The sequence below is a fragment of the Sulfitobacter sp. M85 genome (assembly GCF_029285915.1).
Taxonomy (GTDB): Bacteria; Pseudomonadota; Alphaproteobacteria; order Rhodobacterales; family Rhodobacteraceae; genus Sulfitobacter; species Sulfitobacter faviae.
On the sequence record NZ_JABECQ010000005.1, the window covers coordinates 299,804 to 324,830 of the forward strand.

A 25,027-nucleotide genomic window follows, 5' to 3' on the forward strand; every position below is an offset into this window, starting at 1 on the left:
ACTCACCTGACGCGGCTTATGTCGCCAACCCAGCCGAGGCCCCTATGCGCTACGAATACAAGATCCTTCCCGCCCCCAGCAAAGGGCAGAAAGCCAAAGGTCTGAAAGCCCCCGAAGCGCGTTTCGCCAAAACCTTGGAAGAATGCCTGAACGAACAGGCCGCCGAGGGCTGGGAATACCAGCGGGCCGAGACCTTGCCTTCGCAAGAGCGGTCGGGTCTGACCTCGACCACCACGGAATGGCGGAATGTGCTGGTGTTCCGCCGCTTGGCGACCGCCGCGGGCCAGCAAGAGGATGGCGATCTGCTGCCGCCCGCCACTGCTACCGCAACGCCTGCCTTGGCCGCCACGATCGAAGGCGAAGACACCGCGCTTCAGGCCGATGCGCCCGCCTCCATCACGCCCGAGGATGACGCGCCCGCGAAAGAGGAACCCGCCAAAGCGGCGACGCCGCCTGCGTTTCTGTCCGGCCCCTCGGCGGATGAAGCTTCGCCGCAGGGCAGCGACGAAGACGACGATAAAACAAAGCCCTGAACGCGGCGCTTATTCGTCCAGATCAAGCGCCAGCGCATGAATGCGCCCCATCAGGTCCGGCCCCAAGGCGCTGTGCACCGCCCGGTGCCGCGCCAGCCGGTTCTGGCCCTTGAAACGCTCTGACCGGATGCGCACGTTAAAGTGGCTTTCGCCCCCCTCCTGAAATCCGGCATGACCGCGATGGCTTTCGCTGTCATCCACCACCTCCAGTTCACGCGGCGCAAAAGCGGCTTCCAGCCGATCCGAAATCTCTTGTGTTGTGGACATGTTTTTACCCCCGGCCCCCTTCAATCCTGCGACGCAGGGTATATGGTGACCGGCCTGAGTCGGAAAGGTCTATCCACATGCCAAAACCTGATCCCTTCGGATTCGACATGTCCGTGTCGTCCTCCAAAAAGAAAAACCCCCGCGGCCGCCGCGGCATGTCCGGTGCGTCGGAAACCTCGACCCGGATTTGCGACCACGAAGGCTGCGACGAGCCGGGCAAGTTCCGCGCGCCCAAAGCGCCTGATGTGCTGGATGACTACTTCTGGTTCTGCCAAAAACATGTGCGCGAATATAACGCGAAGTGGAGTTTCTTCGACGGCACCACCGAGGCCGAGATGAACGCGCAGATGTCCAAGGACAAGGTCTGGGAGCGCACCACCAAACCACTGGGCGACCCCGAGCAGCGCGCATGGGCCCGTCTTGGCATCGAAGACCCGCATCAGGTCTTGGGCAAGAACGCGACCCAGAACCCCGGCAAAGGTCAGCAAGCGGGCCGCCGCCTGCCGCCCACCGAACGCCGCGCGATCGAGATTCTCGAGGCCAAGGACACTTGGACAAAGCCCGAGGTCCGCAAAGCCTACAAAGCGCTGATCAAGGTGCTGCACCCCGATATGAACGGCGGTGACCGCAGTCAGGAAGAGCAGTTGCAACTGGTCGTCTGGGCATGGGACCAGATCAAAGGCAGCCGCAACTTCAAGGACTGATCCCGCGACCGGACCAGCGGCCGGTTGCGGATAATGCCAGTTGCCCCCTTCCCCTTGCGGATATGCACGATATGTTGCACCAGATACGCGCGCGGCCCCGACCGCGCGCCTAAGGAAAAGGATGACGAGCGATGGCCGACGGTGCACTGGAACATGACATGAAACCCACCGAAGAGGTCTCGGTGCGCGATGTCTTTGGCATCGACACCGATATGGTCGTCAAGGGTTTCCCGCAGCGCACCTCTCGCGTGCCGGACATCGACAGCACCTATAAGTTCGATCCCGACACCACGCTGGCGATCCTCGCAGGCTTTAGCCACAACCGCCGCGTCATGATCCAAGGCTATCACGGCACGGGCAAATCGACCCATATCGAACAGGTCGCCGCCCTGCTGAACTGGCCCACCGTGCGCGTCAACCTCGACAGCCACATCAGCCGGATCGACCTGATCGGCAAAGACGCGATCAAACTGCGCGACGGCAAACAGGTCACCGAATTCCGCGAGGGTATCCTGCCTTGGGCCCTGCGCAACCCGACCGCGATTGTCTTTGATGAATACGACGCAGGCCGCGCCGATGTGATGTTCGTAATCCAGCGCGTGCTGGAGCATGACGGCAAGCTCACGCTGATGGATCAGAACGAGATCATCACCCCGCACCCCTATTTCCGCCTCTTCGCCACGGCCAACACCGTGGGCTTGGGCGACACCACCGGCCTTTACCACGGCACCCAACAGATTAACCAAGCGCAGATGGACCGTTGGAGCCTTGTCGCCACGTTGAACTACCTCAGCATCGACGCCGAGACCGCGATCGTGCTGGCGAAAAACCCGCATTACAACACCGAGAAGGGCCGCAAGACCCTCAAGCAGATGGTGACCGTGGCCGACCTCACCCGCACCGCCTTCATGAATGGCGAGCTTTCGACCGTGATGAGCCCGCGCACCGTGATCGCATGGGCGCAGAACGCCGAGATTTTCCGCAACGTAGGCTATGCCTTCCGGCTGTCCTTCCTCAACAAATGCGATGAGCTTGAGCGCCAGACCGTGGCCGAGTTCTATCAGCGTTTGTTCGATGAGGAACTGCCCGAAAGCGCGGCCAGCCTGAGCTTGGGCTAAGCCGCCCCGGCGGGTTCGCCCGCCGCCCTGCAGGACGCGTTTCGGCACGCAAAGGCGCCCTGCCCTTCCCAGACGCGCGCCTGCCTGACAGACAAGGGGACCGGCATGAGTAAACAAAGCGACAACCCCGCTGACGCGTTCAAAAAGGCGCTGGCCGAGGCGACCAAGGTCATGGCCGACGACGCCGAGCTGACGGTCAGCTACTCGGTCGACCCCTCAGGGCTTTCGGGCGACGCGATGCGCCTGCCGCAAGTGAGCCGCCGGATGACCCGCGAAGAGGTGCTGCTGGCGCGCGGCACAGCCGATGCGCTGGCGCTGAACCGCCGCTACCATGATGCCGCTACCCACGCCCGCTATGCGCCGCAAGGCGACATGGCGCGCGAGCTTTATGAGGCGATGGAGACCGCGCGTTGCGAGGCCATGGGCGCGCGCGACATGCCCGGCACCGCCGGCAACATCGACGTCAAGATCAAGCACGAGGCCCTGCGCCGTGGCTACGATCAGGCCAAACAGGCCAGCGACGTGCCACTCTCGGTCGCGGCGGGTTATATGGTGCGCCATATGGCCACCGGTCGCCCCCTGCCCGCAGGGGCCGAGAACGCCATGGAACTCTGGCGCGGCTTTATCGAAGATCAGGCCGGCGGCACCCTTGAGGGGATCGACGGCAGCCTTGCCGATCAGGCGGATTTCGCGCGGCTGGCGCGCAAGATGATCTCGGACCTCGGCTATGGCGATCAGTTGGGCGACGATCCCGACAGCCAAGACGAGGATCAAGAGGATCAGGCCGAAGAGGGCACCGAAGAAGAGCAGGATCCCGACAGCACCGGCCAAGACGATCAGGACGAGGAAGAGGCCGAAGGCACGCCCGAAAACAGCCAAGAGCAGCAGCAGGACGAAAGTCAGGCGCAGGTCTCGATGGACGACGAGGCCGATCAGGAGCTGGGCGACGAAGCGGATATGCCCGAGGGCGACGCCCCCATGGACCCGCCGCCGCCGCCGCCCGTCTCAGACGCCGACCCGGAATACCGTGTCTATCAGGGCGAGCATGACGAGGTGATCGGGGCCGAGGAATTGGCCGAACCCATCGAATTGGAACGCCTGCGCGCCTATCTGGACCAGCAGCTCGAGCCGCTGAAAGGCGCTGTGGGCCGTCTGGCGAATAAGTTGCAACGCCGCTTGCAAGCGCAGCAAAACCGCTCGTGGGAATTCGACCTTGAAGAGGGCACGTTGGACGCGGGCCGTCTGGCGCGGGTGGTGGCCAACCCCACGACGCCGCTCAGCTTCAAGATCGAAAAGGACACCGAGTTCCGCGACACTGTTGTGACGCTGCTCTTGGACAACTCCGGCTCGATGCGAGGCCGCCCGATTTCCATCGCCGCGATCTGCGCCGACGTGCTCGCCCGCACGCTGGAGCGCTGCAACGTCAAGGTCGAGATCCTCGGCTTTACCACCCGCGCCTGGAAGGGCGGGCAGGCCCGCGAGGCTTGGCTGAACGATGGCCGCCCCGCCCAGCCCGGACGGCTGAACGACCTGCGCCACATCATCTACAAAAGCGCCGACGCCCCGTGGCGCCGGACGCGCGACCACTTGGGTCTGATGATGAAAGAGGGTCTGCTGAAAGAGAACATTGACGGTGAGGCGCTGGAATGGGCCCACCGGCGGATGCTGGCCCGGCATGAGGCGCGCAAGATCCTTATGGTGATTTCCGACGGCGCGCCGGTGGATGACAGCACCCTGTCGGTGAACCCGGCCAACTATCTGGAAAAACACCTGCGCGACGTGATCGCCATGGTCGAGAAACGCCGCGCGGTGGAGTTGTTGGCGATTGGCATCGGCCATGATGTGACGCGCTACTACGACCGCGCCGTCACGATCACGGATGTGGATCAGCTTGCCGGGGCGATGACGGAACAGCTTGCAGCGCTGTTTGACAGCGATCCGCGGAAACGGGCGCGTGTCATGGGCATGCGCCGCGTGGGCTGAACCGTCGGATCGGTATTTGAAAAAGGATGAAGGAGGGGCCGCGTGTTCCAGAGTTTCGAGGTCACCGCGCGTCCGGAACAGGGTCCCCCGCGTTTGGCGGCGCTGCGGGCGGAGTTGCAGGCGGCGGGCTTGGACGGGTTTCTCGTGCCGCGCGCCGATGCGCATCAGGGTGAGTATGTCGCTCCGCGGGATGATCGGCTGGCTTGGCTGACGGGGTTCACCGGCTCTGCCGGGTTCTGTGCGACGCTGCGCGATGTGGCGGGGGTTTTCATCGACGGGCGCTATCGGACGCAGGTCAAAGCGCAGGTTGCGGATGTCTTTACCCCGGTGCCTTGGCCCGAGGTGTCTTTGGCCGATTGGCTGAAGGATCAATTGTCCGAGGGCGGTGTGGTTGGTTTCGATCCGATGTTGCATACGCCCGCGCAGATGGATCTTTTGTTCGAGGCCTTGGCGGGGTCCGGGATCGAGATGCGGCGCGTCTCGAATATGGTGGACCGTATTTGGGAAGACCAACCCGATGCCTCAATGGGCAAGGTGGCGGCGCATCCTGAGCGTTTTGCCGGGGAAAGCCATGAGGCCAAGCGCCGGCGTTTGGCCGCGGATTTGCGCGCGGCGGGGCAGAAGGCGGCGTTGATCACCCTGCCCGACAGCCACAACTGGTTGCTGAACATTCGCGGACAAGACATTCCGCGCAACCCGGTGGCGCATGGGTTTGCCGTGTTGCATGACGATGCGCGGGTCGATCTGTTCATGGCGGCTGAGAAACTGGTGGATGTGGAGGACCATCTGGGGCCAGAGGTGGTGCAGCGGGATCCTGAGGGGCTGCCCGATTACCTGCGCGCAATCGACGGGCCGGTGCGGCTTGATCGGCAGTCGGCCCCGCTGTTGTTCGCGGATTTGCTGGGGGATCGGGCGCAGGCTGGTGAAGACCCCTGCGCCTTGCCCAAAGCCTGTAAGAATGACGCCGAGATTGCCGGGGCGGCTGAGGCGCATTTGCGCGATGGTGCCGCGATGGTCGAGCTGCTCGCTTGGCTGGATGCGCAGACGCCCGGCACGGTTACCGAGACGCAGGTTGTACAGCAGTTGGAAGCGCTGCGCCGCCGGGATCCTGCCCTGCGTGACATCAGTTTCGAGACGATTTCGGGCACCGGGCCAAACGGGGCGATCATCCATTACCGGGTGAATGAAGAGACCGACAGCGTGTTGCAGGACGGGCATCTTCTGGTGCTCGACAGTGGTGGTCAGTATCTGGACGGCACTACCGATATCACCCGCACCATCGCCATCGGCTGTCCCGATCAGGAGGCGCGCGCGGCTTTCACGCGGGTGCTTTCAGGGATGATCGCCATGAGCCGCCTGCGCTGGCCGCGCGGGCTCGCAGGGCGGGATATCGAGATGCTGGGCCGTTTGCCGCTTTGGATGGCGGGGCAGGATTTCGATCACGGTTTGGGCCATGGGGTGGGCGCCTATCTGTCGGTTCATGAGGGGCCGCAGCGGTTGAGCCGGATGAGCCATGTGCCGCTGGAACCGGGTATGATCCTCAGCAATGAGCCGGGTTATTACCGCGAGGGGGCTTTTGGCATTCGGATCGAGAACCTGTTGGTGGTGCAAGAAGCCCCCGCCCTGCCCGGCGGGGACGCGCATCGCAAGATGCTTGATTGGCGCACGCTGACGCTGGTGCCGATTGATCGGCGTCTGATTGCTGTGGCGGCGCTCAGCCCCGAGGCGCGGGACTGGCTCAACGCCTATCACCGCGACGTGGCGGAAAAGATCGGGCCGCGGGTATCACCTGTTACAAAACTGTGGTTGGATGTGGCAACGGCGCCCCTGTGAGCGTCCGATTTAAGTAAAGGGGGGTACGGCATGGCCGACCATATCAAGATTACTCCGGCTGAGGGCACATGGGTTGTTCGCGCTGGCGGGGCCGTATTGGGCGAGTCCACGGGCGCGCTGGAACTGCGCGAGGGGGACTATCCGCCGGTGATCTATTTCCCGCGTGGCGACATCGCCATGGCTTTCCTCGATGGCACTGAGAAGACCAGCCATTGCCCGCATAAGGGCGATGCGACCTATTTCTCGGTGGTGACCAAGAGCCGGACCTTGCAAGACGCCGTCTGGTCTTATGAAGACCCGAAGGCGGATGTGGCCGAGATCAAGGGCTATCTGGCCTTCACCCCGATGGAGGAAATCGCCATCGAACGGATCTGAGCGCGGCTCAGGAATGCTCCTCAGCTGCCGTGGCGGCGAGGGCGCGGTTATAGGCTTTCAGCGCATCGACATGGAACAGCGCGCCCAGCAATTCGGGCGGCGCATCCGCGCTGAGGGTGACCACCGGGATAAAGTTGGAATGGGTCTGATCGAACAGCGGCAAGGCGGCCTCTAGCGTGGCGCTGCCGTCGATATAGGTGCCCTTGTCGATCAAGTCCCAACAGGCGTCTTCCGAAGCCGCGTCTTCATCATCGGGGCGGCGCATGATGCGGCCCACCATGAACATCGAGAGCAGATAGGCCTGCGGACCGGCGGCCAGATGAATGCCGCGCCGCTCCATCTGGGTGAGGAAGAAGGACCGGTCGACCAGCCGGGAAGCCAGCGCGGTCGACATGCTGACGGCGACCATCACGGCCAGACCGGTCTGCCAGTCGCCCGTCATCTCAAATACGATGAGTGTGGTCGAAATCGGCGCGCCCAGCACGGCGGCGGCCACCGCGCCCATCCCCGCCAGAGCATAGAGCGAGGACGAGCCCGAAATCTCAGGGAAGACACCGGTGGCGATGATCCCGAAGCCAAGCCCGGTCAAGGCGCCAAGCATCAGCGAGGGCGAGAACACCCCGCCGCCCATGCGCCCGCCGAGCGTGATCGCCACGGCGGCGACCTTGAGCACGGCAAAGATGATCGCCTCGTGCAGCACCAGCTCGCCGACCAGCGCGCGGGAGGTCGTCTCATAGCCCACGCCGATGATATGCGGGAACCAGAGCGCGATGACCCCAAGGATCGCCCCCGCCACCGCTGGGCGCAGCCAGCGGGCAAGGCCGGTGCGGGCTTGCAGATAGTTGCCGAAATCCTCGGCCCAGAAGATCGCGCGCATCAGCACGACCGACACCAGACCGCAGGTCAGCCCCAAAAGCAGGAAGGCGGGCAGTTCGACGTAGAATTGCACGTCGCCAAGGCCGGGCAGGACGAATTCCGTGAGCCCGCCGAACTCCAGCCGGTTGATGACCGTGCCCGCGGCGGAGGCGATGACGATGGGGGCGAAGGCGTGGACTGCAAAGTGGCGCAGCACGACTTCGAGCGCGAAGAGCGCGCCAGCGATGGGGGCGTTGAAGCTGGCAGAGACCGCCGCCGCCACGGCGCAGCCCAGCAGGTCCCTCCCGGTGATCCCATCGGCCTTGATGAAGCGGCTGACCTTGGTCGAGATCACGGCGGCGAGATGCACCACCGGCCCTTCGCGCCCCGATGAGCCGCCTGTCGACAGGGTGATGAGCGAGGCCAGGGCCGAGGCCACCCCGGCACGGGTCTCGACCCGGCCGTCGTGCATGGCGGCGCCGAGGATCACATCGCCCACGCTGCGCGCGCGCCCGTCGCGGGTGAAACGGTGCAAGATCAACCCCACAAGCAACCCGCCCAAGGTCGGGATCAGCACCACCCAATACCACGGCAGCCCGGCAAGGAAACTGTGCAGGAATTGCACATCGTCCGTACCGTAAAGCGTGGCCTGCAACCAGTTGATCCCCTTGCGAAAGAACAGGGCGGCAAAGCCCGCGGCGATGCCCACCAGCAGCGCGATAAACCAGAATGTGACCTTCCCCGGCCCGCGGGTGCGCAGCACCGTCCAGCCCTGTTTGCAGCCGCCGAGCGCCTGCTGAAGTTGTTGGGAAAAGAAAGCGTTATCTTGCGAAGGCATGGGACTAAGACCAGTTGAACCCTTTCTGTCTAGGGCAAGCTGACCTTGGGTAAAACCGCCATTTAAGAAGTCGTCGCGCCCTGTTGCCCGTTGAGCAATGCCTCCGCCGCCGCACGGGCCGCATCTGTAATCGTATCGCCCGCGAGCATTCGGGCGACTTCATCAACGCGCTCTTCGGCGGCAAGGGGGGTGACGGTGGAGGTGGTCATGCCCTTGGTCACCGATTTCGCCACACGCCAGTGATGCGCGCCAAGGGCTGCGACCTGCGGCGAATGGGTGACGACCAAGACCTGCCCCTCGGCGGCCAATGCCTTCAGGCGGCGGCCCACGGCATCGGCGGTGGCGCCCCCTACCCCACGGTCGATCTCGTCAAAGATTAGGGTGAGGCCGGATTGGGTCTGGGTCAGACAAACCTTCAGCGCCAAGAGGAACCGGCTGAGTTCCCCGCCCGAGGCGATCTTGCCCAAGGGCCCGGCAGGCGCGCCGGGGTTCGTGGCGACGGTAAAGGAGACCGCATCGCGCCCTTCGGGGCCTGCGGGTTCTTCGGTCAACTGCGTCTGGAAAACCGCGCGCTCCATCTTGAGCGGGGCAAGCTCTGCCGCCACGGATTTGTCGAGCTTGGCTGCGGCCTTGCGGCGCTTCTCGGTCAGCGCGGTGGCCCGTTCGTCGTAAAGCACCTGCGCATCGCGAACGGCTTTCTCCAGCCCCTGCTGCGCCGCTTCGCCTGCATCGAGCGCGTCGAGCTTGGCGCGCAGCGTGTCGGCGAAACCGGCCAGTTCATCGGGCTGCACGTCATGTTTGCGCGCCAAGCCGCGGATTGCAAAAAGCCGCTCTTCGCAGGCTTCCAACTCATAGGGGTCAAACGACATGCCGTCGATCGCATCGGCCACGCCGGACATCGCCTCGTCCAATTCCACCATGGCGCGGTTGAGCGCGGCGAGCGGGCCCTCCAGCGCGCCTTCGGCCTTGTCGGCCACCCCGTCGAGCCAGCGCAGCGCGTCGCCCATGGCCGTCTCTGCCCCGCCTTGGCCCAACAACTCATAAGCGTTGACCACATCACGGCGGATTTTCTCGGCCCCCTGCATCTGGCGGCGGCGGGTGTCGAGGGTGGCCTCCTCTCCCGCTTCGGGGTCAAGCTTGTCCAACTCAGCCACGGCGTGGCGCAGGAACTCTTCCTCAGCGGCGATGGCCTCGCGTTCGGCGGCAGCGGCGGCGGCGGCTTTGCGGGCGGCGCCGAGGGCGTTCCACGCCTCGCGCAGCTTGGCAATCGCCCGGGCATTCCCGGCGTAGTCGTCGAGGATTGCACGGTGGCCGCGTGGGTTCAGCAGGCCGCGGTCATCATGTTGGCCGTGCAGTTCCACCAATGTCTCCGACAGGCGGCGCAGCACCTCACCCGAACAGCGACGGTCATTGACCCAAGCGGTCTTGCGCCCGTCGGAGGTGTTGATGCGGCGCAGGATCAATTCGTCTCCGGCAGGCAGTCCCGCCTCTTCCAGCACCGCATGGGCCGGGTGGCCGGGCGGCAGATCGAACCAAGCGGTCACCTCACCCTGTTCTGCCCCTTGGCGCACCAGATCGGCACGCCCGCGCCAGCCCAGAACGAAGCCGAGCGAATCCAATAGGATCGACTTGCCCGCGCCCGTCTCACCGGTCAGCACGTTCAGCCCCGGCTGGAAGCCAAGCTCCAGCCGGTCGATGATCAGCATGTCTGAAATATCAAGTCCGCGCAGCATCTAGAACCGTCGGGTGGGCGATCCCACCCCCCTTAAAGCCACTCGCCCTTGATGGTCTGGCGATAGGCTGCACCCAGCCAATTGTCTTTGTAGAAGGCAGGCTCAAGGCCGCGCCCGGTCAGCAGTTTGTAGCTGTCCTCATACCATTCAGAGCCACGGTAGTTGTGGCCGAGGATGGCCCCCGCCGTCTGCGCCTCATGGTTCAGACCCAGCGAGAGATAGGATTCCACGAGACGGTGCAGCGCTTCGGCAGTGTGTGTCGTTGTCTGGAAATCCTCGACCACCACGCGGAAGCGGTTGATCGCGGCGGTGTAGTGATCGCGGCGCAGATAGTAACGGCCGATCTCCATCTCCTTGCCCGCCAGATGGTCGAAGGCGAGATCAAATTTCAGGATCGCGGAACGGGCATATTCGCTGTCCGGGTAGCCTTCGATCACGGCGCGCAGGGATTGCAACGCTTGGAAGGTCAGCCCCTGATCGCGGCCCACTTCGTCGATCTGATCGTAATAGCTCAGCGCCAAGAGGTACTGCGCATAGGCGGCATCGTCATCGGCGGGGTAGAAATCAATGAACCGCTGCGCGGCGGAGCGGCTGTTGGGATAGTCCTGATCCTTGTGATAGGCGAAAGCCTGCATGATCAGGGCGCGTTTGGCCCATTCGGAATAGGGATAGAGACGCTCGATCTCGGCGAAATAGAATGCCGCTTCGCCGGGGTTGTTGTTGGTCAGCTCATATTCGCCGCGCTCGAAAATCTGCTCGGCCGAATAGGTTTCAAGCGGGATTTCCTGCGGGTTGAAGAAGTTCCCGTCAGAGCGTCCGTCACCACCGCCGCAGGCTGCCAATGTCGCGACCAGAAGCACCGCACTGATCGTCCGCTTGCGCGATCCCGCTACCGTCATGCCCGCACCCCTTGCATCGTCCAACCCATGGTCTTTGACCCTCTTGCGCATGTGACTAGCACAATAAACTGCGTTGCAAAACGCCCATTCCGCCCCCGTCCGCAGGCGGCTGCGCGGTGGCGCATCGCTGGGTCAGGCTTGTCACTTCGGCTTAGTGAATACAAGGCATTGGCAGGGCGTTCAATGGCACTTCGCCGCCTAAGCGCCCTGCGCTTTGCGGTACTGCTCCCCTGCCCCGGGATCAGGCAACCTGCGGGATTTCGTCCCAAATCAGACCGGAGCCGGGCAGCCGCGCCGTTTGCGCCGCATCGCAGGCCACCAGACGCACGGCGTCCGGCGTGGCAAAGAGCGCGCGCAGCAGCGTGTTGGTCAGCGAATGGCCCGCGCGTTTGCCTTCGTAATGGCCCAAGAGCGGTGCCCCGGCCAACGCCAGATCGCCGAGCGCATCGAGCATCTTGTGGCGCACAGGCTCATCCGCGTGGCGCAGGCCGCCGGGGCTGACCACGGCATCGCCGTCGAAAACCACCGCGTTCTCACCCGCTTCGCCACCAAGCGCCAGACCATTGGCCTGCATCGCCTCGACATCTGCCTGACGGCAGAAGGTGCGGCTGTCGCAGAGTTCGCGCGCGAAAGAGCCGTTGTTCATCACCAGCGACTTGCGCTGCTGGCCGATGGCGGCATCGGCAAAGTCGATCTCAAAGTCGATGCGCAGCGTATCGGCGGGCGAGATCGTCGCGACCGCGTCGCCATCCTGCACGGTGATGGTTTTCAGCACTTCGAAGGCCATCACGGGGGCTGCAAGCTGGCGCAGACCGCGCTGCATGATGCCGCGCACGAAAGGCACGGAGGAACCATCGAGGATCGGCACTTCGGGGCCGTCGATCTCAATCAAAAGGTTGTGGATGCCGCAGCCCGCCACGGCGGCCATCAGATGCTCGACGGTCGAGATCGACAGGCCGGTGGGGTTTTCCAGCTTGGTGCAGAGCGGCGAGCGGTTCACCGCGTCCCAGCGGGCGGGGATCAGACGGTCACCGACCGCCACATCGCTGCGCGAGAACCAGATGCCGTGATGGGCCGACGCCGGGCGCAGTGTCACCGTCGCAGGCAGACCGGAGTGCAGGCCTGTGCCAGTAAAACTTACCGCTGATTTGATCGTTGTCTGCACCGGGTCATCCTCAAGCTTCGAACATCTTCTTGTGTGTTGAACTCTGGATTAAGGGGCGGGTTCGTTTTGCTCAACTCAATCTTTGCAACGGTCTGAAACATCACTGCAACATTTGAGCGCGGCTGCGCTTACCCGGAGGCAAGGCGTTGTTCTAAAAAGAAAAAGGGCCGCCCTAAGGCAGCCCTTTCGTCATCTATCGTGATCAGTTCAGTTGGCCTGACGGCGCAAGAACGCGGGGATTTCGATGCGTTCTTGATCGGGATCGTTGTTTTCCTGCGGCTGCGGCGCGGCGGCAGAGGCGCGGGTTTGCACCGGCGGCTGCTGACGCGCGGGGCGGGCTTGCGCCTCGCCTTCGGCGTGGCCGGTCATCCGGTTGATCAGGGAGTTGATGCCGAAACGGCCCTTGTCGCCCTGCTCACCCTGCTGCTGCTGGGCCTGACGGTGCTGCTCGGGCGCGGCCTTCTGTGCGGCGGCGCGCAGGCGGGCCAGCGCTTCGGGGGACGGTGTACCGGGGGTCGGCGCGCGCGGGGCGACGAAGGCTTCGGGCTCGGCTTCGATGTTCTCTTCCTGACGTGGCTCGAATGCGGCGACCTCAGGCTGGTAGGCCGGTGCGGGCAGACCGTCGTCGTCTTCGACAACGTTCTCGTCCTCATACTGGTCCTGCTCACGCTGTGTCGGCTGAAGGTCTTGGAACAGGGCAGCCTGCTCAACTTCCTGCGGCGCTTCGGCAGCCACGGAGGCAGCGACCGGCGCCTGCGCGGCGGACACCTGCGCCACATCGTCAACCGATACGTTCTGACGCAAAGGCTGGCTCATGGAGCGGCGCGGGACCGGGATTTCGGTGTTCACATCGGTGGCGTCGATGCCGGTGGCGACAACGCTGACGCGCATCAGGCCACCAAGGCTTTCGTCCAGCGTGGAGCCGACGATGATGTTCGCTTCGGGGTCCACTTCCTCGCGAATGCGGTTGGCCGCTTCGTCGAGTTCGAACAGGGTAAGGTCCTGACCGCCGGTGATGTTGATGAGCACGCCCTTGGCACCGCGCAGGCTGATTTCGTCCAGCAGCGGGTTGGCGATGGCTTTCTCGGCGGCTTGGATGGCGCGATCTTCGCCCTCGGCCTCGCCTGTTCCCATCATCGCCTTGCCCATCTCGTCCATCACGGCGCGGACATCGGCGAAGTCGAGGTTGATGAGACCCGGACGGACCATCAGGTCGGTCACGCCCTTCACACCTTGGTACAGCACGTCATCGGCAAGCGAGAAGGCTTCGGTGAAGGTGGTCTTTTCGTTCGCCAGACGGAAGAGGTTCTGGTTTGGAATGATGATCAGCGTGTCGACGACCTTTTGCAGCGTCTCAACGCCGTCTTCGGCCTGACGCATGCGCTTGGCGCCTTCGAATTGGAAGGGCTTGGTCACGACGCCGACGGTCAGCACGCCCAGTTCACGCGCGGCCTGCGCGATGATCGGGGCCGCACCGGTGCCGGTGCCGCCGCCCATGCCGGCGGTGATGAAGCACATATGCGCGCCGGCAAGGTGGTCGACGATCTGCTCGATGCTCTCTTCGGCAGCGGCAGCGCCGACAGAGGCACGCGCGCCCGCGCCCAGACCTTCGGTCACTTTGATGCCCAGCTGCACGCGGTTTTCGGCCTGTGCCTGCTGCAGCGCCTGTGCGTCGGTGTTGGCCACGACGAAATCAACACCGTCAAGTTGCTTTTCGATCATGTTGTTGACCGCGTTGCCGCCTGCCCCGCCAACACCGAAGACGGTGATACGGGGTTTCAGATCATCATGTCCTGGCATTGAAAGGTTGAGTGTCATGTGCTGTCCGCCTGTCCAGTTATCCGCGTTCTGCGGGAGTTTTTCGACCAAATTTACCCGACCCTACCGGGCTAGGGCCGCATCGTCACCTAAAAAACATCGTTTTGACGCTAAATATGGGCAGAAACTTGCCAGTTTCCGCCTTATCTCGGGCTTCTCACCCGATATTGGGGTCACCAGTTGTCTCTAAACCATTTCACCGCGCGTTTGAGCGAGCGGGACGGGTAGCGATCGGCGGGAATGTCGAAATCCCACCATTCGTCCTGCGGATGCGCCGCGAAAAGCGCAAGCCCCACGGCAGAGGCGAAGCCCGGCCCCGTCGCGGCCTGCGGCAGCCCATGCACGCGCAGCGGGCGTCCCAGACGAACCTGCTGGCCAAGGATCTTGCTGGCCAGCCCATCCAGACCCGGTATCTGACTGCCCGCCCCGGTAAGCACAATCTGTTGGCTTGGCAAGTGGTCGAAACCGGCGGCATCCAGCCGAACGCGGACCTCTTCGAGGATCTCTTCGACACGCGGGCGCATGATGCCGATCAACTCCGCCCGGCTGGCGGTGCGGCGGTCGTGTTCGTAATCACCAGTCTCGCCGCCGATCTCGATCATGTCGCGGTCGTCCATGCCGGTGGCATGCACCCCGCCGTAGAAGGTCTTGATCCGCTCGGCATTGGCCATCGGCACTTGCAGACCCATCGAGATGTCGGAGGTGACGTGATCCCCGCCCATCCGCACCGTATCGGCATAGATCATATGTTTCTTGATAAAGATCGACAGGCCGGTGGTGCCACCGCCAAAGTCGATACAGGCGGCACCGAGCTCCTGCTCATCCTCGACCAGCGCCGAGATTCCCGAAGCGTAGGAGGAGGAGGCGATCCCGGCCAGTTCCAGATCACAGCGTTTGATGCAATGGGCCAGATGCTGCACGGTATCGGCGTCGACGGTCAGCATATGCATGTCCACCGACAGGCTGTTGCCCAACTGGCCGCGCGGGTCGGCCAGACCGCTGCGGTGATCCAGCGCGAAGTTCACCGGCTGGGCGTGCAGCACCTCACGGCCCTCGCCATACTCCGGCACGTCGCAGCCGGCCAGCACCCGCGCCACGTCTTGCTCCGAGACCGATTGCCCCTCCAACTCGACCGAGGCGTCGAGCCCATAGCTGCGCGGCTCCCCGCCCGAGAAACAGGCGATGACGTGATCGACGCGGATACCAGCCATCTTCTGCGCGGCCTGAAGGGCGGTGCGGATCGCGCGCTCGGTCTCGCCCATGGCGCAAATCTCACCAAAGCGGACCCCGCGCGAGCGGGTGGTCGCCGCCCCGATGACCCGGAACCCCGACTGTCCGGCCAAAGACCCGATATCGCCGCCATCACCATCAAGCCCCGCCCCATCAAAGCGCAGCACCAGACAGGCGATCTTGGAACTGCCCACGTCCAAAATGGCGACCACTCCGCGTTGGATCGCCAATTTGCGCATGTGCCGCATCGAACGCTGACTGTCGTATAGGTCCATCATTTCGTTACTGTCCCGATTCCAATGGCCATCTTACTGGCCGGAAAGCTGCCTGATGTGCCACCATTCGCGGGTGGCATCTTCGTTCATTCTAAGGGTCGGTCTTGCCGCCAACCGCATGTCCACACGCGCCACATCCCGCGTAAGAACCTCTTGCGCGCCTTCCAGCGCGATCACCCGTTCCAGCGCTTGCAGCGCGTTTTCTTCGGGCAACATGATCGTTTGATCGCGGTCCAGCACCACGTCCCAGCGGCGCTGGCCGACGCGGACCAAACCGCGCAGCCGGTCGCCCAAGACATTCGCGGCTCCGATCAGCTTGAGCGCTTCGGGCACCGCTTTGTCGGCCCCTGCCCCGGCGATCAGCGGCAGATTGGCATGATCGCGCCGCGCCTCGATCCGTGCCACATGGGCACCGGTATTGTCCACCAGTGCCAGTCCCGTTTCGCTGCGCCAAACGGCCACGGGAACGCGGGGGGTCACGTCGATCTGCAGCACGCCGCCGGGGCGGATGCGCACATTGGCCTGTTTCACCCCGTCGATATCGGTGATCTTCTCGCGGATCTGCGGCAGGTCGAGATCGAAGGAGGACAGCGGAAATTCCAGCGGCAGCGCGGTGCGGATTTCGGTCGAGAGCATGTCGCTCGCCCCGTCGATGGCCATGAGTTTGACCATGAACTCGGGCCGCTCTTCGATGCTGGCGCGCACGTCGGCGATGGCCTGCACCACGGTGCCGCGCCGCTCTTCGTCCGCCATATAGATCGTGCCCGCCAGCAGGCTCAGCGTGAAGGGCAGCCCCACGCGCAGGGCAAAACGGAACCCCGGTGTCAGCATCAACCGCTGCATCCGCCATGACCACCGCGACGGGGCGGGATCGGCCTTGACCGTTTCCGGGCGGCGGCGGATCAGCGATCGCATGTAGCGTCCTCCACCATCCAAGCGCAAAGCTCAGGGAATGAAATGCCGCAGGCCGCGGCCTGCTCGGGCGAGAGCGAAGTGGCGGTCATGCCGGGCTGGGTGTTGGTCTCCAACAGGATCAGCCCCTCGGGGCCGCGCGCCTCGTCCCAGCGAAAATCGGTGCGGCTAATGCCCTTGCAGCCAAGCGCCGCATGGGCGCGGCGGGCATAGTCGAAACACAGATCGGTGATCTCTTGCGGCAGATCGGCGGGCACCACGTGGCGCGAGCCGCCGGGCTTGTATTTCGCGTCATAGTCATACCAGCCGGTGGTGATGATATCCGTCACCGCCAACGCCCGGTCGCCCATCACGGTAGTGGTCAGCTCACGCCCCGGTGCGAAAGTCTCGACCATTACCTCGGCGGGCATGTCTTCGGACAATTGCGGCGGGCCGTTGTTTTCCTCGGCCACGAGATACACCCCGACCGAAGAGCCTTCGTTATTGGGCTTGACCACATAGGGCGGCGCCATGACATGGGCGGCCATCACATCGGCCTTGGGCGCGATCACGCTTTCCAACACCGGCAGCCCCGCGTGGCGGAACACGTCTTTGGAGCGCTGTTTGTCCATCGCCAGCGCCGAGGCCAGCACGCCGGAATGAGTGTAGGGCAGCTTGAGCCACTCTAGCAGCCCCTGCACACAGCCATCTTCGCCCCAACGGCCATGCAGACAATTCAGAACGGCATAGGGTTTGAGATCTGTCAGAACGGCTGCAAGATCGCGATCGGCTTCGACCTCGATCACGTTATATCCGCCATGTTCCCGCAAGGCAGCGGCGCATGCACGCCCACTGGACAGGGACACCTCACGCTCGGCCGAGGGGCCACCCATCAATACCGCCACTGTCGGGGTCTGTCCGCTCGACTTACCCACCAAAGTGCCTCTTCGCCTCGGACCGTTTGCGGCCCCTATCGTTGTTTTCTTTGCTTCTGCCGTGGCTTAGCTGCTGCGCCGCGGCTTAGCTTTGCGACGCCGGATCGCCCAATTTCTCACCGACGCGCTTAATTTCCCATTCTAGCCTTATACCGCTTGAAGCGTAAACCTTTTTTCGCACCTCTTCGCCCAATGTCTCAAGATCATGGGCCGTGGCGCCGCCGGTGTTGATCAGGAAGTTTGAGTGTTTCGGGCTTATCTGCGCGCCGCCTACGGTGGCCCCGCGCATCCCGGCGTCGTCGATCACTTTCCACGCCTTCAGATCATGCACATCATCCGCCTTCCCGGTCGAAGAGAAGCCCGCCGGGTTGCGGAAAGTGGAGCCGGCACTGCGGTCTTTCGTGGGCTGGCTCTCATCCCGTTTGGCAAGCTGCTGCTCCATCCGGGCGTGCAGCTCCTCCGGCACGCCTTTGGGCGGCGCAAAGGTCGCCCCGATCAGCACCGCGCCCGGGGACAGATCGCTCTGCCGGTAGCGGAAGTTGAGGTCATCCGCCGTCAGGGTCACCACCTCGCCCGCGCGGGTCACAGCCTGAGCCGAGACGAAGTGATCCGCCGTGTAGCTGCCGTAACAGCCCGCATTCATGCGCAACGCGCCGCCGATGCTGCCGGGAATGGTGCGCAGAAAGGTCAGATCCAGCCCCGCATCCGCCGCCTTGCGTGCCACATGGGCATCGAGCGCTGCGGCCCCCGCCGTCACCTGATCGCCGTCGACCTCGATCCCGTTGAAACCGCGGCCCAGCCGGATCACCACCGCCCGCAGCCCGCCATCGCGCACGATGAGATTGCTGCCCACCCCCATGGGGAAAACCGTCACCCCTTGCGGCAAACGCCGCATGAAAAGGCACAGGTCCTCCACATCGGCGGGTTGGAACAGGTAATCCGCAGGGCCGCCGACGCGGAGCCATGTCAGGTCGCTCAGGGCGCGATTTGGGGTCAGCCTGCCGCGCAGGTCAGGGATATTGAGCTTAATCATGGCGCCCGACTTAGCGCATTTATAAGGCGGGGCAAACCATCAAGAAGACGGCGGATCGACGCGGCTCTCGCGCCAGCGTTTGGCCACCCGCCCCGCAAGCCAGCCCAGCCCGAAACCGCCCACCGCATAGAATAGGACGGAAAGCTGCGCCAAAAGCGCATGCGGCTCGAACACCCGCGCATCCAGCCCGAAAACCATCCATGTGGCATTGAGGGCAAAGCCTGTCGCCAGCACGAGAAAGAACCACAGCACGCGGGCGCGAAAACCGGTCCAGATACAGGCGATCATCCAGACCGCAAAGACCGACAGCAGCGCCACAAGGGTCGGCGTCAGGGTCATTCCGCCGGGCCTTTGACCCGGCCCGCGCCGCGGCGCAGCCAGCGCGCGAAATAGACCACGGGCCAGCGCAGCACCGAACAGCCCCCCGCCAGCACCAGCAGGCCCAGCCACGGCCCATGCTGCGCGGTGACGAAACCAACGATTGGGATGCCCACGGCGATCAGCAGATAGGCGCTGCGCCAGTGGGAATCCTTGCTCGGCGTCATGGCAAGGATGTTCGCGATCACGAACCAGAAGCAGGCGAGGATGAGAGAGAGGCTCATTTCGGCAGCTCCGGCTTTTGGCCCCGCAGCCGCGCCAAGAGATAGCGCAGCGGGTTGCGGGACATCGACAGGAACGCCAGCAGCGCCAAAAGCGCATAGGCCCAAGACTGGGTCACACCGATGGCGATGATCAGCAAGGGCGCGGCAATCAGCAGAACCACCCCCGGCAGGTATTGAGAGCGCAGCGGCAGCATGGCCACGGTCACGGCGGCGAAGACCCAGAGGATCGACAGCCAGACGAGGGTCACGCAGCTGCCCCCTTGGCCGCGCGTAGCGCCTCGGGCAGGTCATTGGCCCAGCCGCTGATCGTACCCGCCCCGAGGCAGACCACCATATCGCCCGGGCGCGCCTCGCGCAGGACCAGTTGCGTCAGCGCCTCGGCATCCTCGACCGCATAGGCATGGCGATGGCCATGCTGGATCAACCCCGCGACCAGCCCGTCGCGGTCGGCACCGGGGATCGGCTCTTCGCCCGCGGCATAGACATCGGCGATGCCCACGACATCGGCATCGTTGAAACAGGCGCAGAACTCGTCAAAGTGATGCGACAGGCGGGAATAGCGGTGCGGCTGGTGCACGGCGATCACGCGGCCTGCGCTGGCCTGCCGCGCGGCTTTCAGCACGGCGGCAATCTCGACCGGGTGGTGGCCGTAGTCGTCGATGATGGTCACGCCGTCCACCTCGCCCACGCGGGTAAAGCGGCGGTTCACCCCGCCAAAGCTGCCCAAAGCGTCGCGGATTTGCTCAAGCTTCATCCCAAGGTGCCGCGCCACGGTCACCGCCGCCAGCGCGTTCGAGACGTTGTGATCCCCGGGCATCGGCAGGGCGCAGTTTTCGATGACCATGTCTTCGGACTGAAGATGCACGTCAAAATGCGCGACGCCGTCTTTGTAGTGCAGCCCCACGGCGCGTACATCGGCCTGCGCGTTGAACCCATAGGTCATCACGCGGCGGTCAGTGAGCTTGCCCACAAGCGACTGCACCTCCGGGTGATCGGTGCAACAGACCGCCAGCCCGTAGAAAGGGATGTTTGAGACGAAGTTCAAAAACCCCTGCCGCAGCGTGTCGAAGTCGCCCCAATGCTCCATATGCTCGGGGTCGATATTGGTGACGATGGCGATGGTGGCGGGCAAGCGGTTAAAGCTGCCATCGCTTTCATCCGCCTCGACCACCATCCAGTCGCCCTGCCCCATCCGCGCGTTGGAGCCGTAAGCGTGGATGATGCCGCCGTTGACAACGGTGGGGTCAATGCCGCCCGCAACCAGCAGTTCTGCGACCAGCGTGGTGGTCGTCGTCTTGCCATGCGTTCCCGCCACGGCGATGTTGGACTTAAGCCGCATAAGCTCGGCCAGCATCTCGGCCCGGCGGACGACGGGCAAGCCACGGCGACGGGCCTCGTCTAACTCAGCATTGCCCGGCTTGATCGCCGAAGAGATCACGACCACCGCCGCGCCTTCGATATTCTCAGCCGCCTGCCCCTCGAAGATGCGCCCGCCCAATTCGGCCAGCCGCACGGTGATTTTGGTGGTTTTGAGGTCCGAGCCCTGCACCTTGTAGCCGTGGTTCAAAAGCACTTCGGCGATGCCGGACATGCCGATGCCGCCGATGCCGACGAAATGGATCGGGCCGACATCGGTCGGCAGTTTGGTGGCGGCGGCGTTCATTGCGGGTGTTCCTCTTCTGCGGGGGTGAGCGTGCCTTGGGCGGCAAGCTGCTCAACCATATCGGCCAAGGTCTCGGCCGCATCGGGTTTGCCGACCGAAAGCGCGGCGCGCGCCATCTGCATTGCCCCTTCGGGCATCTCAAGCACGGCGAGGATCTGGTCGGTCATGATATCTGGATTGGCTTTGCGTTCGGGCACCATGATCGCGGCCCCGGCCTCAACCAAGCCGCGGGCATTGGCGCTTTGGTGATCCCCCGCCGCGGCGGCAAAGGGGATCAGGATCGACGGACGCCCGATGACCGACAGGTCGGCCACGCTGGAGGCACCGGAGCGGCTGATCACCAGCTGCGCCTCGGACATGCGGCGGGGCACATCGTCAAAGAAGGGGCGCACATCGGCGCTGATGCCGGATTCGGCGTAGTAGTCCGCCACCCGCTGGCCGTCTTCGTCGCGGGCCTGATGGCTGACGCGGATGTTGCGGATCATGTTCATCGGCATGGCCGCAAGCGCCGGGGGCACCACGTCCGAAAGGATGCGCGCGCCTTGGCTGCCGCCCATGACCAATACCTCCATCGGGTAGTCACCCGGCGGGATATAGGCGGCACCGGCGCGGTCCAGAACGGCGGCGCGGACCGGATTGCCCACATGCCAGCCCTGCACGCCCTCGGGTAGCTTGGTGGGCCAGATGCCGCAGGCCACGGCGTGAACCCGTTTGGCAAAAATCTCATTCACGCGGCCCAAAATGCCATTCTGCTCGTGGATCATCCGGGGCATGCGCAGCGCCCAAGCAGCACCGAGCGCCGGGATCGACGGATAGCCCCCAAAGCCCACCACGACCGATGGCCGGTCGCGCAGCATGTTGAGGCCCGAGCGGACCACACCGGCGGCGATGCGGAAGGGCACCAGCGCCTTGGCCACCACCCCGCCGCGGGCAAATGTGGCGCTGCTGATCTGGGTGATCTCGACCGCTTCGGGAAAGCCGCCGGTATAGCGCGCGCCGCGCGCATCGGTGCTGAGCTTCACCCGCCAGCCGCGCTTCAACATCACCTCGGCCAAAGCCTGCGCAGGAAACATATGCCCACCGGTCCCCCCGGCGGCGATGATCAACAGTGGGGCGGCCATCAGCGGCGGCCCCGGCCCAGAATATCGCTGATCTCACCCTGCGGGCGGGTCCGGGTAAAGGCCAACAGCATGCCCACTGCGATGCCGCTTGCGATCACCGAAGAGCCGCCGTAGCTCACGAAAGGCAGGGTCATGCCCTTGGCAGGCAAAAGCCGCACTGCCACACCCATGTTGATCATTGCCTGTACTCCAAATGTGCAGGCCAGCCCGGTTCCGGCCAGCCGGATGAAGGGGTCACGCTCGCGCACCAGACGCAGCAGCGACCGGACGACCACCACAGTATATAGGGCGATAATGCAGACGACCATGATCAGGCCATATTCCTCGGCGGCGACGGCGATGATGAAGTCGGTATGCGCATCGGGCAGCGACCATTTCACCTCGCCCTCGCCCACGCCTACGCCGAAAAGCCCGCCCTCGCGGATGGCGTTTGTGGCATAGCCAAGCTGGGTGGTCGGATCGACATCGACGCTGAGAAAGCCATCGATCCGCCGCGCGAAGTGCTCGGAATTGGAATAGGCGAAGGTCCCCGCCAGAACCACCAGCCCCGCCATGCCGACCAGCAGCACCATCGGCGCGCCGGCGACGAAATACATCACGCCCCAGCCGAACAGGACGAGACAAGCCTGCCCGAAGTCGGGCTGCATCGCCAGCATCAGCACGATGGAGATACAAAGCGCGAAGGACCACGATTTGCCCGGAGGTCCGTTGATCTCGGTCGCGGCGGCCATCATCCATGCGGCGGCGACCATGAAACCGGGTTTCAGAAATTCAGAGGGCTGGAACGAGGCGAAGCCCAGCGAATACCAGCGCGTCGCCCCCTTGCCGAAATCGGTGCCGAAGAAAGGCAACAGCGCCAGTGCCACAAAGGCCACCACAAAGCCCAACACCGCCAGACGCCGCACCAGCACCGGGGACATCATCGAGGTCAGCAACATCGCGATCAGCGCCAATCCGCCGAAGAACGCCTGCCGCTGCACATAGTGGAAAGCATCAAAGCCGTTCTTCGCGGCCAAGGGCGGGGATGCGGCCAGCCCCAAAAGCATGCCGACGGCAAAAAGGATCAACACGCAGGACAAAGCCCAACGGTCGACCGTGCGCCACCATTTTGGAAGGATCGGTTCACCATCCCGCACCGGGACCGCGCCATAGACCATCTCTGTCATGGGTATCTGCCTTAACTGCCTCAACGGCCCCTTTGCGGGGTCTCTTCCAGGCAGAATAGCCCGAATTGTCATATGAAGCTAGTGCATTTCACCCCGCTAAAGCGGGCGGGGTCAGCGGGGCTTTGCCAAGCCCCGCCGCCGGGCGATCAGCTCGCCCCTTCAACGCGCGCGATCAGGCGGCCTTATGGGTGCCGCGCACCGGGTAGCCCTTGTCGCGGACGAATTTGAGGCCGTTCAGCAGACCCTCCAACTCGGGCCGCGCGAAGGGCGCGTTGGAAATGTCGATGATCTGCACCTTGCCTTCGTCGTTGATGACGAAGGTCGCAGGTTCGGCGAAGGGCCGATCGGTCTCCTGCGGGCTGCGCGGGTCAGAAATGTAGAGCCCCAGTTCCGCCATCTGGTCGAGGCTGAGGTCATAGCCGATGGGCAGGGTCAGGCTGTCTTCCTCGGCCATGGCCTTGGCCTTCTCTTCGGGGTCGCCGGAGACGGCGATCACATCGACGCCAATCTCATGGAACTGGCTTTGCAGCTTTTCCAATTGCGCGAGATACTTTTTGCAAATCGGGCAGTGCAGGCCGCGGTAGACCACCACCAACTGCCAATCGCGCCCCTCTTGTGGCTGGCCCAAGGTCAGCGTGCCGCCGCCGAGCTTGCTCACGTCCATCTTCGGAAAATTCTGTTCTGCGGTCAGTTTGGTCATTTTCTGCTCCTTTCGTCAGTTGCGTTGCACCCCAGCTATGGCGCCTTGGCAAAGCGGCAACCGGTCTCACGTCTTCTTGACCGGGGCGGCACATTGAGGCAGAGCGCGCCTATGCAAGTCGATACAGCCATTATCGGAGCCGGTGCCGCAGGCATGATGTGCGCTGCCCATGCGGGCGGGCGGGTGCTGGTGGTGGACCATGCCAAAGCCCCGGGCGAGAAGATCCGCATCTCGGGCGGCGGGCGCTGCAACTTCACCAATATGTATTGCGAACCGCAGGCCTTTCTCAGCCAGAACCCGCATTTCGCCAAATCCGCTTTGGCCCGCTACACACAGTGGGATTTCATTGAGTTGGTCGACCGTCATGGCATCGCGTGGCATGAGAAAACCCTCGGCCAGCTTTTCTGCGACACCAGCGCGAAAGAGATCATCGCCATGCTGCGCGGTTTGATGCAGCAGGCCGGGGTCGAACTGCAGTTGAAAAGCAGCGCGAGCAATTTCGCAAAGGTCGATGGTCAGTTCAGCTTTGATCTGCAAACCCCTGATAAGACGGTGAAAGTCACCGCCCGCAACCTCGTGATCGCCACTGGGGGCAAGTCGATCCCCAAGATGGGCGCAACCGGGGTGGCCTATGACATCGCGCGGCGGTTTGGCCTAAATGTCACCGAAACGCGGGCCGGGCTGGTGCCCTTCACCTTTGCCGAAGGGCGCTTTGCCCCGCTGGCCGGTGTCGCCACCCCTGCCCGTGTCACCGCTGGCGATACGGGCTTTGACGAGGCGCTGCTCTTCACCCACCGCGGCCTTTCTGGGCCCGCCGTTTTGCAGGCGTCGTCCTACTGGTGCGAGGGGGAGCCGATCACCGTGAACCTCGCCCCCGAAGGCACCCTTTTGGACGCGCTGCGCGACCAGCGGCAACGCGCGGGGCGGCGGAACTTTACCACCGTTCTCGCGCAGCACCTGCCCGGGCGGCTGGTGGAACATCTGGGGCAAGAGTTCGATGTTTCGGGCAATCTGGCGGATTGGTCGGATGCGCGGCTCTCCGCATTCATCGCAGGCATCGAGAACTGGCAGCTACACCCCGGCAGCACCGAAGGGTATCGCACGGCAGAGGTCACTCTGGGCGGCGTCGACACCGACGGGCTATCGTCCAAGACCATGGCCGCGAGAGAGGTGCCGGGGCTCTATTTCATCGGCGAAGCCGTGGATGTGACCGGTTGGCTCGGCGGCTATAACTTTCAGTGGGCGTGGTCTTCGGGCATGGCGGCGGCACGGGCGATTGCGGGCTAGGCA

General features: G+C 64.0%; 24 protein-coding genes. 7 read left to right on the top strand and 17 right to left on the bottom strand.

Going from position 1 to position 25,027, the window contains the following annotated elements:
• Nucleotides 1-44 precede the first annotated feature (44 nt).
• A complete protein-coding gene (locus HKX24_RS12215; protein WP_271693393.1) occupies nt 45-533 on the top strand; it encodes a DUF4177 domain-containing protein in 489 nt (162 codons plus the stop codon).
• Nucleotides 534-542: 9 nt separating this feature from the next.
• Here the strand turns inward: HKX24_RS12215 and HKX24_RS12220 are convergent, their stop codons facing one another.
• Nucleotides 543-800 (bottom strand): BolA family protein, encoded by a 258-nt coding sequence (locus HKX24_RS12220; RefSeq protein WP_067263286.1) that lies wholly within the window; start codon nt 798-800, stop codon nt 543-545.
• 77 nt (nt 801-877) lie between these two features.
• On the opposite strand from HKX24_RS12220, the gene HKX24_RS12225 reads away from it, so the two are divergent.
• The 5 genes from HKX24_RS12225 (at nt 878) to HKX24_RS12245 (ending at nt 6,813) form a co-directional block, all read left to right on the top strand.
• A complete protein-coding gene (locus HKX24_RS12225) occupies nt 878-1,504 on the top strand; it encodes a J domain-containing protein (protein ID WP_168612010.1) in 627 nt (208 codons plus the stop codon).
• Nucleotides 1,505-1,635: 131 nt separating this feature from the next.
• Nucleotides 1,636-2,622 (top strand): cobaltochelatase subunit CobS, encoded by a 987-nt coding sequence (gene cobS, locus HKX24_RS12230; RefSeq protein WP_276154033.1) that lies wholly within the window; start codon nt 1,636-1,638, stop codon nt 2,620-2,622.
• Nucleotides 2,623-2,727: 105 nt separating this feature from the next.
• Nucleotides 2,728-4,605 carry a cobaltochelatase subunit CobT gene (cobT, locus tag HKX24_RS12235; protein ID WP_271693392.1) on the top strand — a complete coding sequence of 626 codons (1,878 nt, stop codon included), beginning with the start codon at nt 2,728-2,730 and terminating at the stop codon, nt 4,603-4,605.
• Between the two features lie 42 nt (nt 4,606-4,647).
• The gene (locus tag HKX24_RS12240) at nt 4,648-6,438 is read left to right on the top strand and encodes an aminopeptidase P family protein (protein WP_271693391.1); all 1,791 of its coding nucleotides are present in this window, start codon (nt 4,648-4,650) and stop codon (nt 6,436-6,438) included.
• A 30-nt stretch (nt 6,439-6,468) separates the two neighbouring features.
• Nucleotides 6,469-6,813, top strand: coding sequence for a DUF427 domain-containing protein (locus HKX24_RS12245; protein ID WP_271687713.1), 345 nt, complete (start codon nt 6,469-6,471; stop codon nt 6,811-6,813).
• A gap of 7 nt (nt 6,814-6,820) precedes the next feature.
• Here the strand turns inward: HKX24_RS12245 and HKX24_RS12250 are convergent, their stop codons facing one another.
• The 16 genes from HKX24_RS12250 to HKX24_RS12325 form a co-directional block, all read right to left on the bottom strand.
• Nucleotides 6,821-8,506, bottom strand: a complete 1,686-nt coding sequence (locus tag HKX24_RS12250; RefSeq protein WP_067263270.1) for a chloride channel protein — start codon at nt 8,504-8,506, stop codon at nt 6,821-6,823.
• Nucleotides 8,507-8,568: 62 nt separating this feature from the next.
• Nucleotides 8,569-10,239 carry a DNA repair protein RecN gene (gene recN / locus HKX24_RS12255; RefSeq protein WP_271693390.1) on the bottom strand — a complete coding sequence of 557 codons (1,671 nt, stop codon included), beginning with the start codon at nt 10,237-10,239 and terminating at the stop codon, nt 8,569-8,571.
• Between the two features lie 32 nt (nt 10,240-10,271).
• Nucleotides 10,272-11,138, bottom strand: coding sequence for an outer membrane protein assembly factor BamD (locus HKX24_RS12260; protein WP_271693389.1), 867 nt, complete (start codon nt 11,136-11,138; stop codon nt 10,272-10,274).
• 241 nt (nt 11,139-11,379) lie between these two features.
• Nucleotides 11,380-12,303, bottom strand: coding sequence for a UDP-3-O-acyl-N-acetylglucosamine deacetylase (gene lpxC / locus HKX24_RS12265; RefSeq protein ID WP_168612003.1), 924 nt, complete (start codon nt 12,301-12,303; stop codon nt 11,380-11,382).
• Nucleotides 12,304-12,510: 207 nt separating this feature from the next.
• Entirely contained in the window at nt 12,511-14,121 is a 1,611-nt protein-coding gene (ftsZ, locus tag HKX24_RS12270) for a cell division protein FtsZ (protein WP_067263259.1), read from the bottom strand.
• 173 nt (nt 14,122-14,294) lie between these two features.
• Complete coding sequence (gene ftsA, locus HKX24_RS12275; RefSeq protein WP_271693387.1) at nt 14,295-15,629, bottom strand: cell division protein FtsA; 1,335 nt, start codon at nt 15,627-15,629, stop codon at nt 14,295-14,297.
• A gap of 30 nt (nt 15,630-15,659) precedes the next feature.
• Nucleotides 15,660-16,541 (bottom strand): cell division protein FtsQ/DivIB, encoded by an 882-nt coding sequence (locus tag HKX24_RS12280; protein WP_271693386.1) that lies wholly within the window; start codon nt 16,539-16,541, stop codon nt 15,660-15,662.
• A complete protein-coding gene (locus tag HKX24_RS12285) occupies nt 16,529-17,452 on the bottom strand; it encodes a D-alanine--D-alanine ligase (protein WP_271693384.1) in 924 nt (307 codons plus the stop codon). Before HKX24_RS12285 ends, HKX24_RS12280 begins: the two co-directional genes overlap by 13 nt.
• Nucleotides 17,453-17,537: 85 nt before the next feature.
• On the bottom strand, nt 17,538-18,485 hold the full coding sequence (gene murB / locus HKX24_RS12290) for a UDP-N-acetylmuramate dehydrogenase (RefSeq protein ID WP_271693383.1): 948 nt from the start codon (nt 18,483-18,485) through the stop codon (nt 17,538-17,540).
• Between the two features lie 39 nt (nt 18,486-18,524).
• The gene (locus tag HKX24_RS12295) at nt 18,525-18,824 is read right to left on the bottom strand and encodes a hypothetical protein (RefSeq protein WP_271693382.1); all 300 of its coding nucleotides are present in this window, start codon (nt 18,822-18,824) and stop codon (nt 18,525-18,527) included.
• Complete coding sequence (locus tag HKX24_RS12300; RefSeq protein WP_271693381.1) at nt 18,821-19,087, bottom strand: DUF2484 family protein; 267 nt, start codon at nt 19,085-19,087, stop codon at nt 18,821-18,823. Before HKX24_RS12300 ends, HKX24_RS12295 begins: the two co-directional genes overlap by 4 nt.
• Nucleotides 19,084-19,335, bottom strand: a complete 252-nt coding sequence (locus tag HKX24_RS12305) for a DUF2484 family protein (RefSeq protein ID WP_276154034.1) — start codon at nt 19,333-19,335, stop codon at nt 19,084-19,086. Before HKX24_RS12305 ends, HKX24_RS12300 begins: the two co-directional genes overlap by 4 nt.
• The gene (gene murC / locus HKX24_RS12310) at nt 19,332-20,750 is read right to left on the bottom strand and encodes a UDP-N-acetylmuramate--L-alanine ligase (RefSeq protein WP_271693379.1); all 1,419 of its coding nucleotides are present in this window, start codon (nt 20,748-20,750) and stop codon (nt 19,332-19,334) included. Before murC ends, HKX24_RS12305 begins: the two co-directional genes overlap by 4 nt.
• Nucleotides 20,747-21,871, bottom strand: coding sequence for a UDP-N-acetylglucosamine--N-acetylmuramyl-(pentapeptide) pyrophosphoryl-undecaprenol N-acetylglucosamine transferase (locus HKX24_RS12315; RefSeq protein WP_271693378.1), 1,125 nt, complete (start codon nt 21,869-21,871; stop codon nt 20,747-20,749). Before HKX24_RS12315 ends, murC begins: the two co-directional genes overlap by 4 nt.
• Nucleotides 21,871-23,037, bottom strand: a complete 1,167-nt coding sequence (ftsW, locus tag HKX24_RS12320) for a putative lipid II flippase FtsW (protein ID WP_067261784.1) — start codon at nt 23,035-23,037, stop codon at nt 21,871-21,873. Before ftsW ends, HKX24_RS12315 begins: the two co-directional genes overlap by 1 nt.
• A gap of 172 nt (nt 23,038-23,209) precedes the next feature.
• A complete protein-coding gene (locus tag HKX24_RS12325; protein WP_271693377.1) occupies nt 23,210-23,737 on the bottom strand; it encodes a peroxiredoxin-like family protein in 528 nt (175 codons plus the stop codon).
• 111 nt (nt 23,738-23,848) lie between these two features.
• Here HKX24_RS12325 and HKX24_RS12330 point away from each other — a divergent pair, with 111 nt between their 5' ends.
• A complete protein-coding gene (locus HKX24_RS12330; RefSeq protein WP_271693376.1) occupies nt 23,849-25,024 on the top strand; it encodes an NAD(P)/FAD-dependent oxidoreductase in 1,176 nt (391 codons plus the stop codon).
• Nucleotides 25,025-25,027: the final 3 nt, after the last annotated feature.

Coding starts and splice junctions, on each gene's coding strand:
- ftsW (WP_067261784.1), bottom strand. CDS start 23,037: ATGACAGAGATGGTCTATGGCGCGGTCCCGGTGCGGGATGGTGAACCG.
- cobS (WP_276154033.1), top strand. CDS start 1,636: ATGGCCGACGGTGCACTGGAACATGACATGAAACCCACCGAAGAGGTC.
- HKX24_RS12260 (WP_271693389.1), bottom strand. CDS start 11,138: ATGACGGTAGCGGGATCGCGCAAGCGGACGATCAGTGCGGTGCTTCTG.
- ftsA (WP_271693387.1), bottom strand. CDS start 15,629: ATGATGGACCTATACGACAGTCAGCGTTCGATGCGGCACATGCGCAAA.
- HKX24_RS12315 (WP_271693378.1), bottom strand. CDS start 21,871: ATGGCCGCCCCACTGTTGATCATCGCCGCCGGGGGGACCGGTGGGCAT.
- HKX24_RS12215 (WP_271693393.1), top strand. CDS start 45: ATGCGCTACGAATACAAGATCCTTCCCGCCCCCAGCAAAGGGCAGAAA.
- HKX24_RS12245 (WP_271687713.1), top strand. CDS start 6,469: ATGGCCGACCATATCAAGATTACTCCGGCTGAGGGCACATGGGTTGTT.
- murB (WP_271693383.1), bottom strand. CDS start 18,485: ATGATTAAGCTCAATATCCCTGACCTGCGCGGCAGGCTGACCCCAAAT.
- HKX24_RS12225 (WP_168612010.1), top strand. CDS start 878: ATGCCAAAACCTGATCCCTTCGGATTCGACATGTCCGTGTCGTCCTCC.
- cobT (WP_271693392.1), top strand. CDS start 2,728: ATGAGTAAACAAAGCGACAACCCCGCTGACGCGTTCAAAAAGGCGCTG.
- HKX24_RS12250 (WP_067263270.1), bottom strand. CDS start 8,506: ATGCCTTCGCAAGATAACGCTTTCTTTTCCCAACAACTTCAGCAGGCG.
- HKX24_RS12295 (WP_271693382.1), bottom strand. CDS start 18,824: ATGACCCTGACGCCGACCCTTGTGGCGCTGCTGTCGGTCTTTGCGGTC.
- HKX24_RS12330 (WP_271693376.1), top strand. CDS start 23,849: ATGCAAGTCGATACAGCCATTATCGGAGCCGGTGCCGCAGGCATGATG.
- HKX24_RS12300 (WP_271693381.1), bottom strand. CDS start 19,087: ATGAGCCTCTCTCTCATCCTCGCCTGCTTCTGGTTCGTGATCGCGAAC.
- ftsZ (WP_067263259.1), bottom strand. CDS start 14,121: ATGACACTCAACCTTTCAATGCCAGGACATGATGATCTGAAACCCCGT.
- HKX24_RS12280 (WP_271693386.1), bottom strand. CDS start 16,541: ATGCGATCGCTGATCCGCCGCCGCCCGGAAACGGTCAAGGCCGATCCC.
- recN (WP_271693390.1), bottom strand. CDS start 10,239: ATGCTGCGCGGACTTGATATTTCAGACATGCTGATCATCGACCGGCTG.
- HKX24_RS12325 (WP_271693377.1), bottom strand. CDS start 23,737: ATGACCAAACTGACCGCAGAACAGAATTTTCCGAAGATGGACGTGAGC.
- HKX24_RS12220 (WP_067263286.1), bottom strand. CDS start 800: ATGTCCACAACACAAGAGATTTCGGATCGGCTGGAAGCCGCTTTTGCG.
- murC (WP_271693379.1), bottom strand. CDS start 20,750: ATGAACGCCGCCGCCACCAAACTGCCGACCGATGTCGGCCCGATCCAT.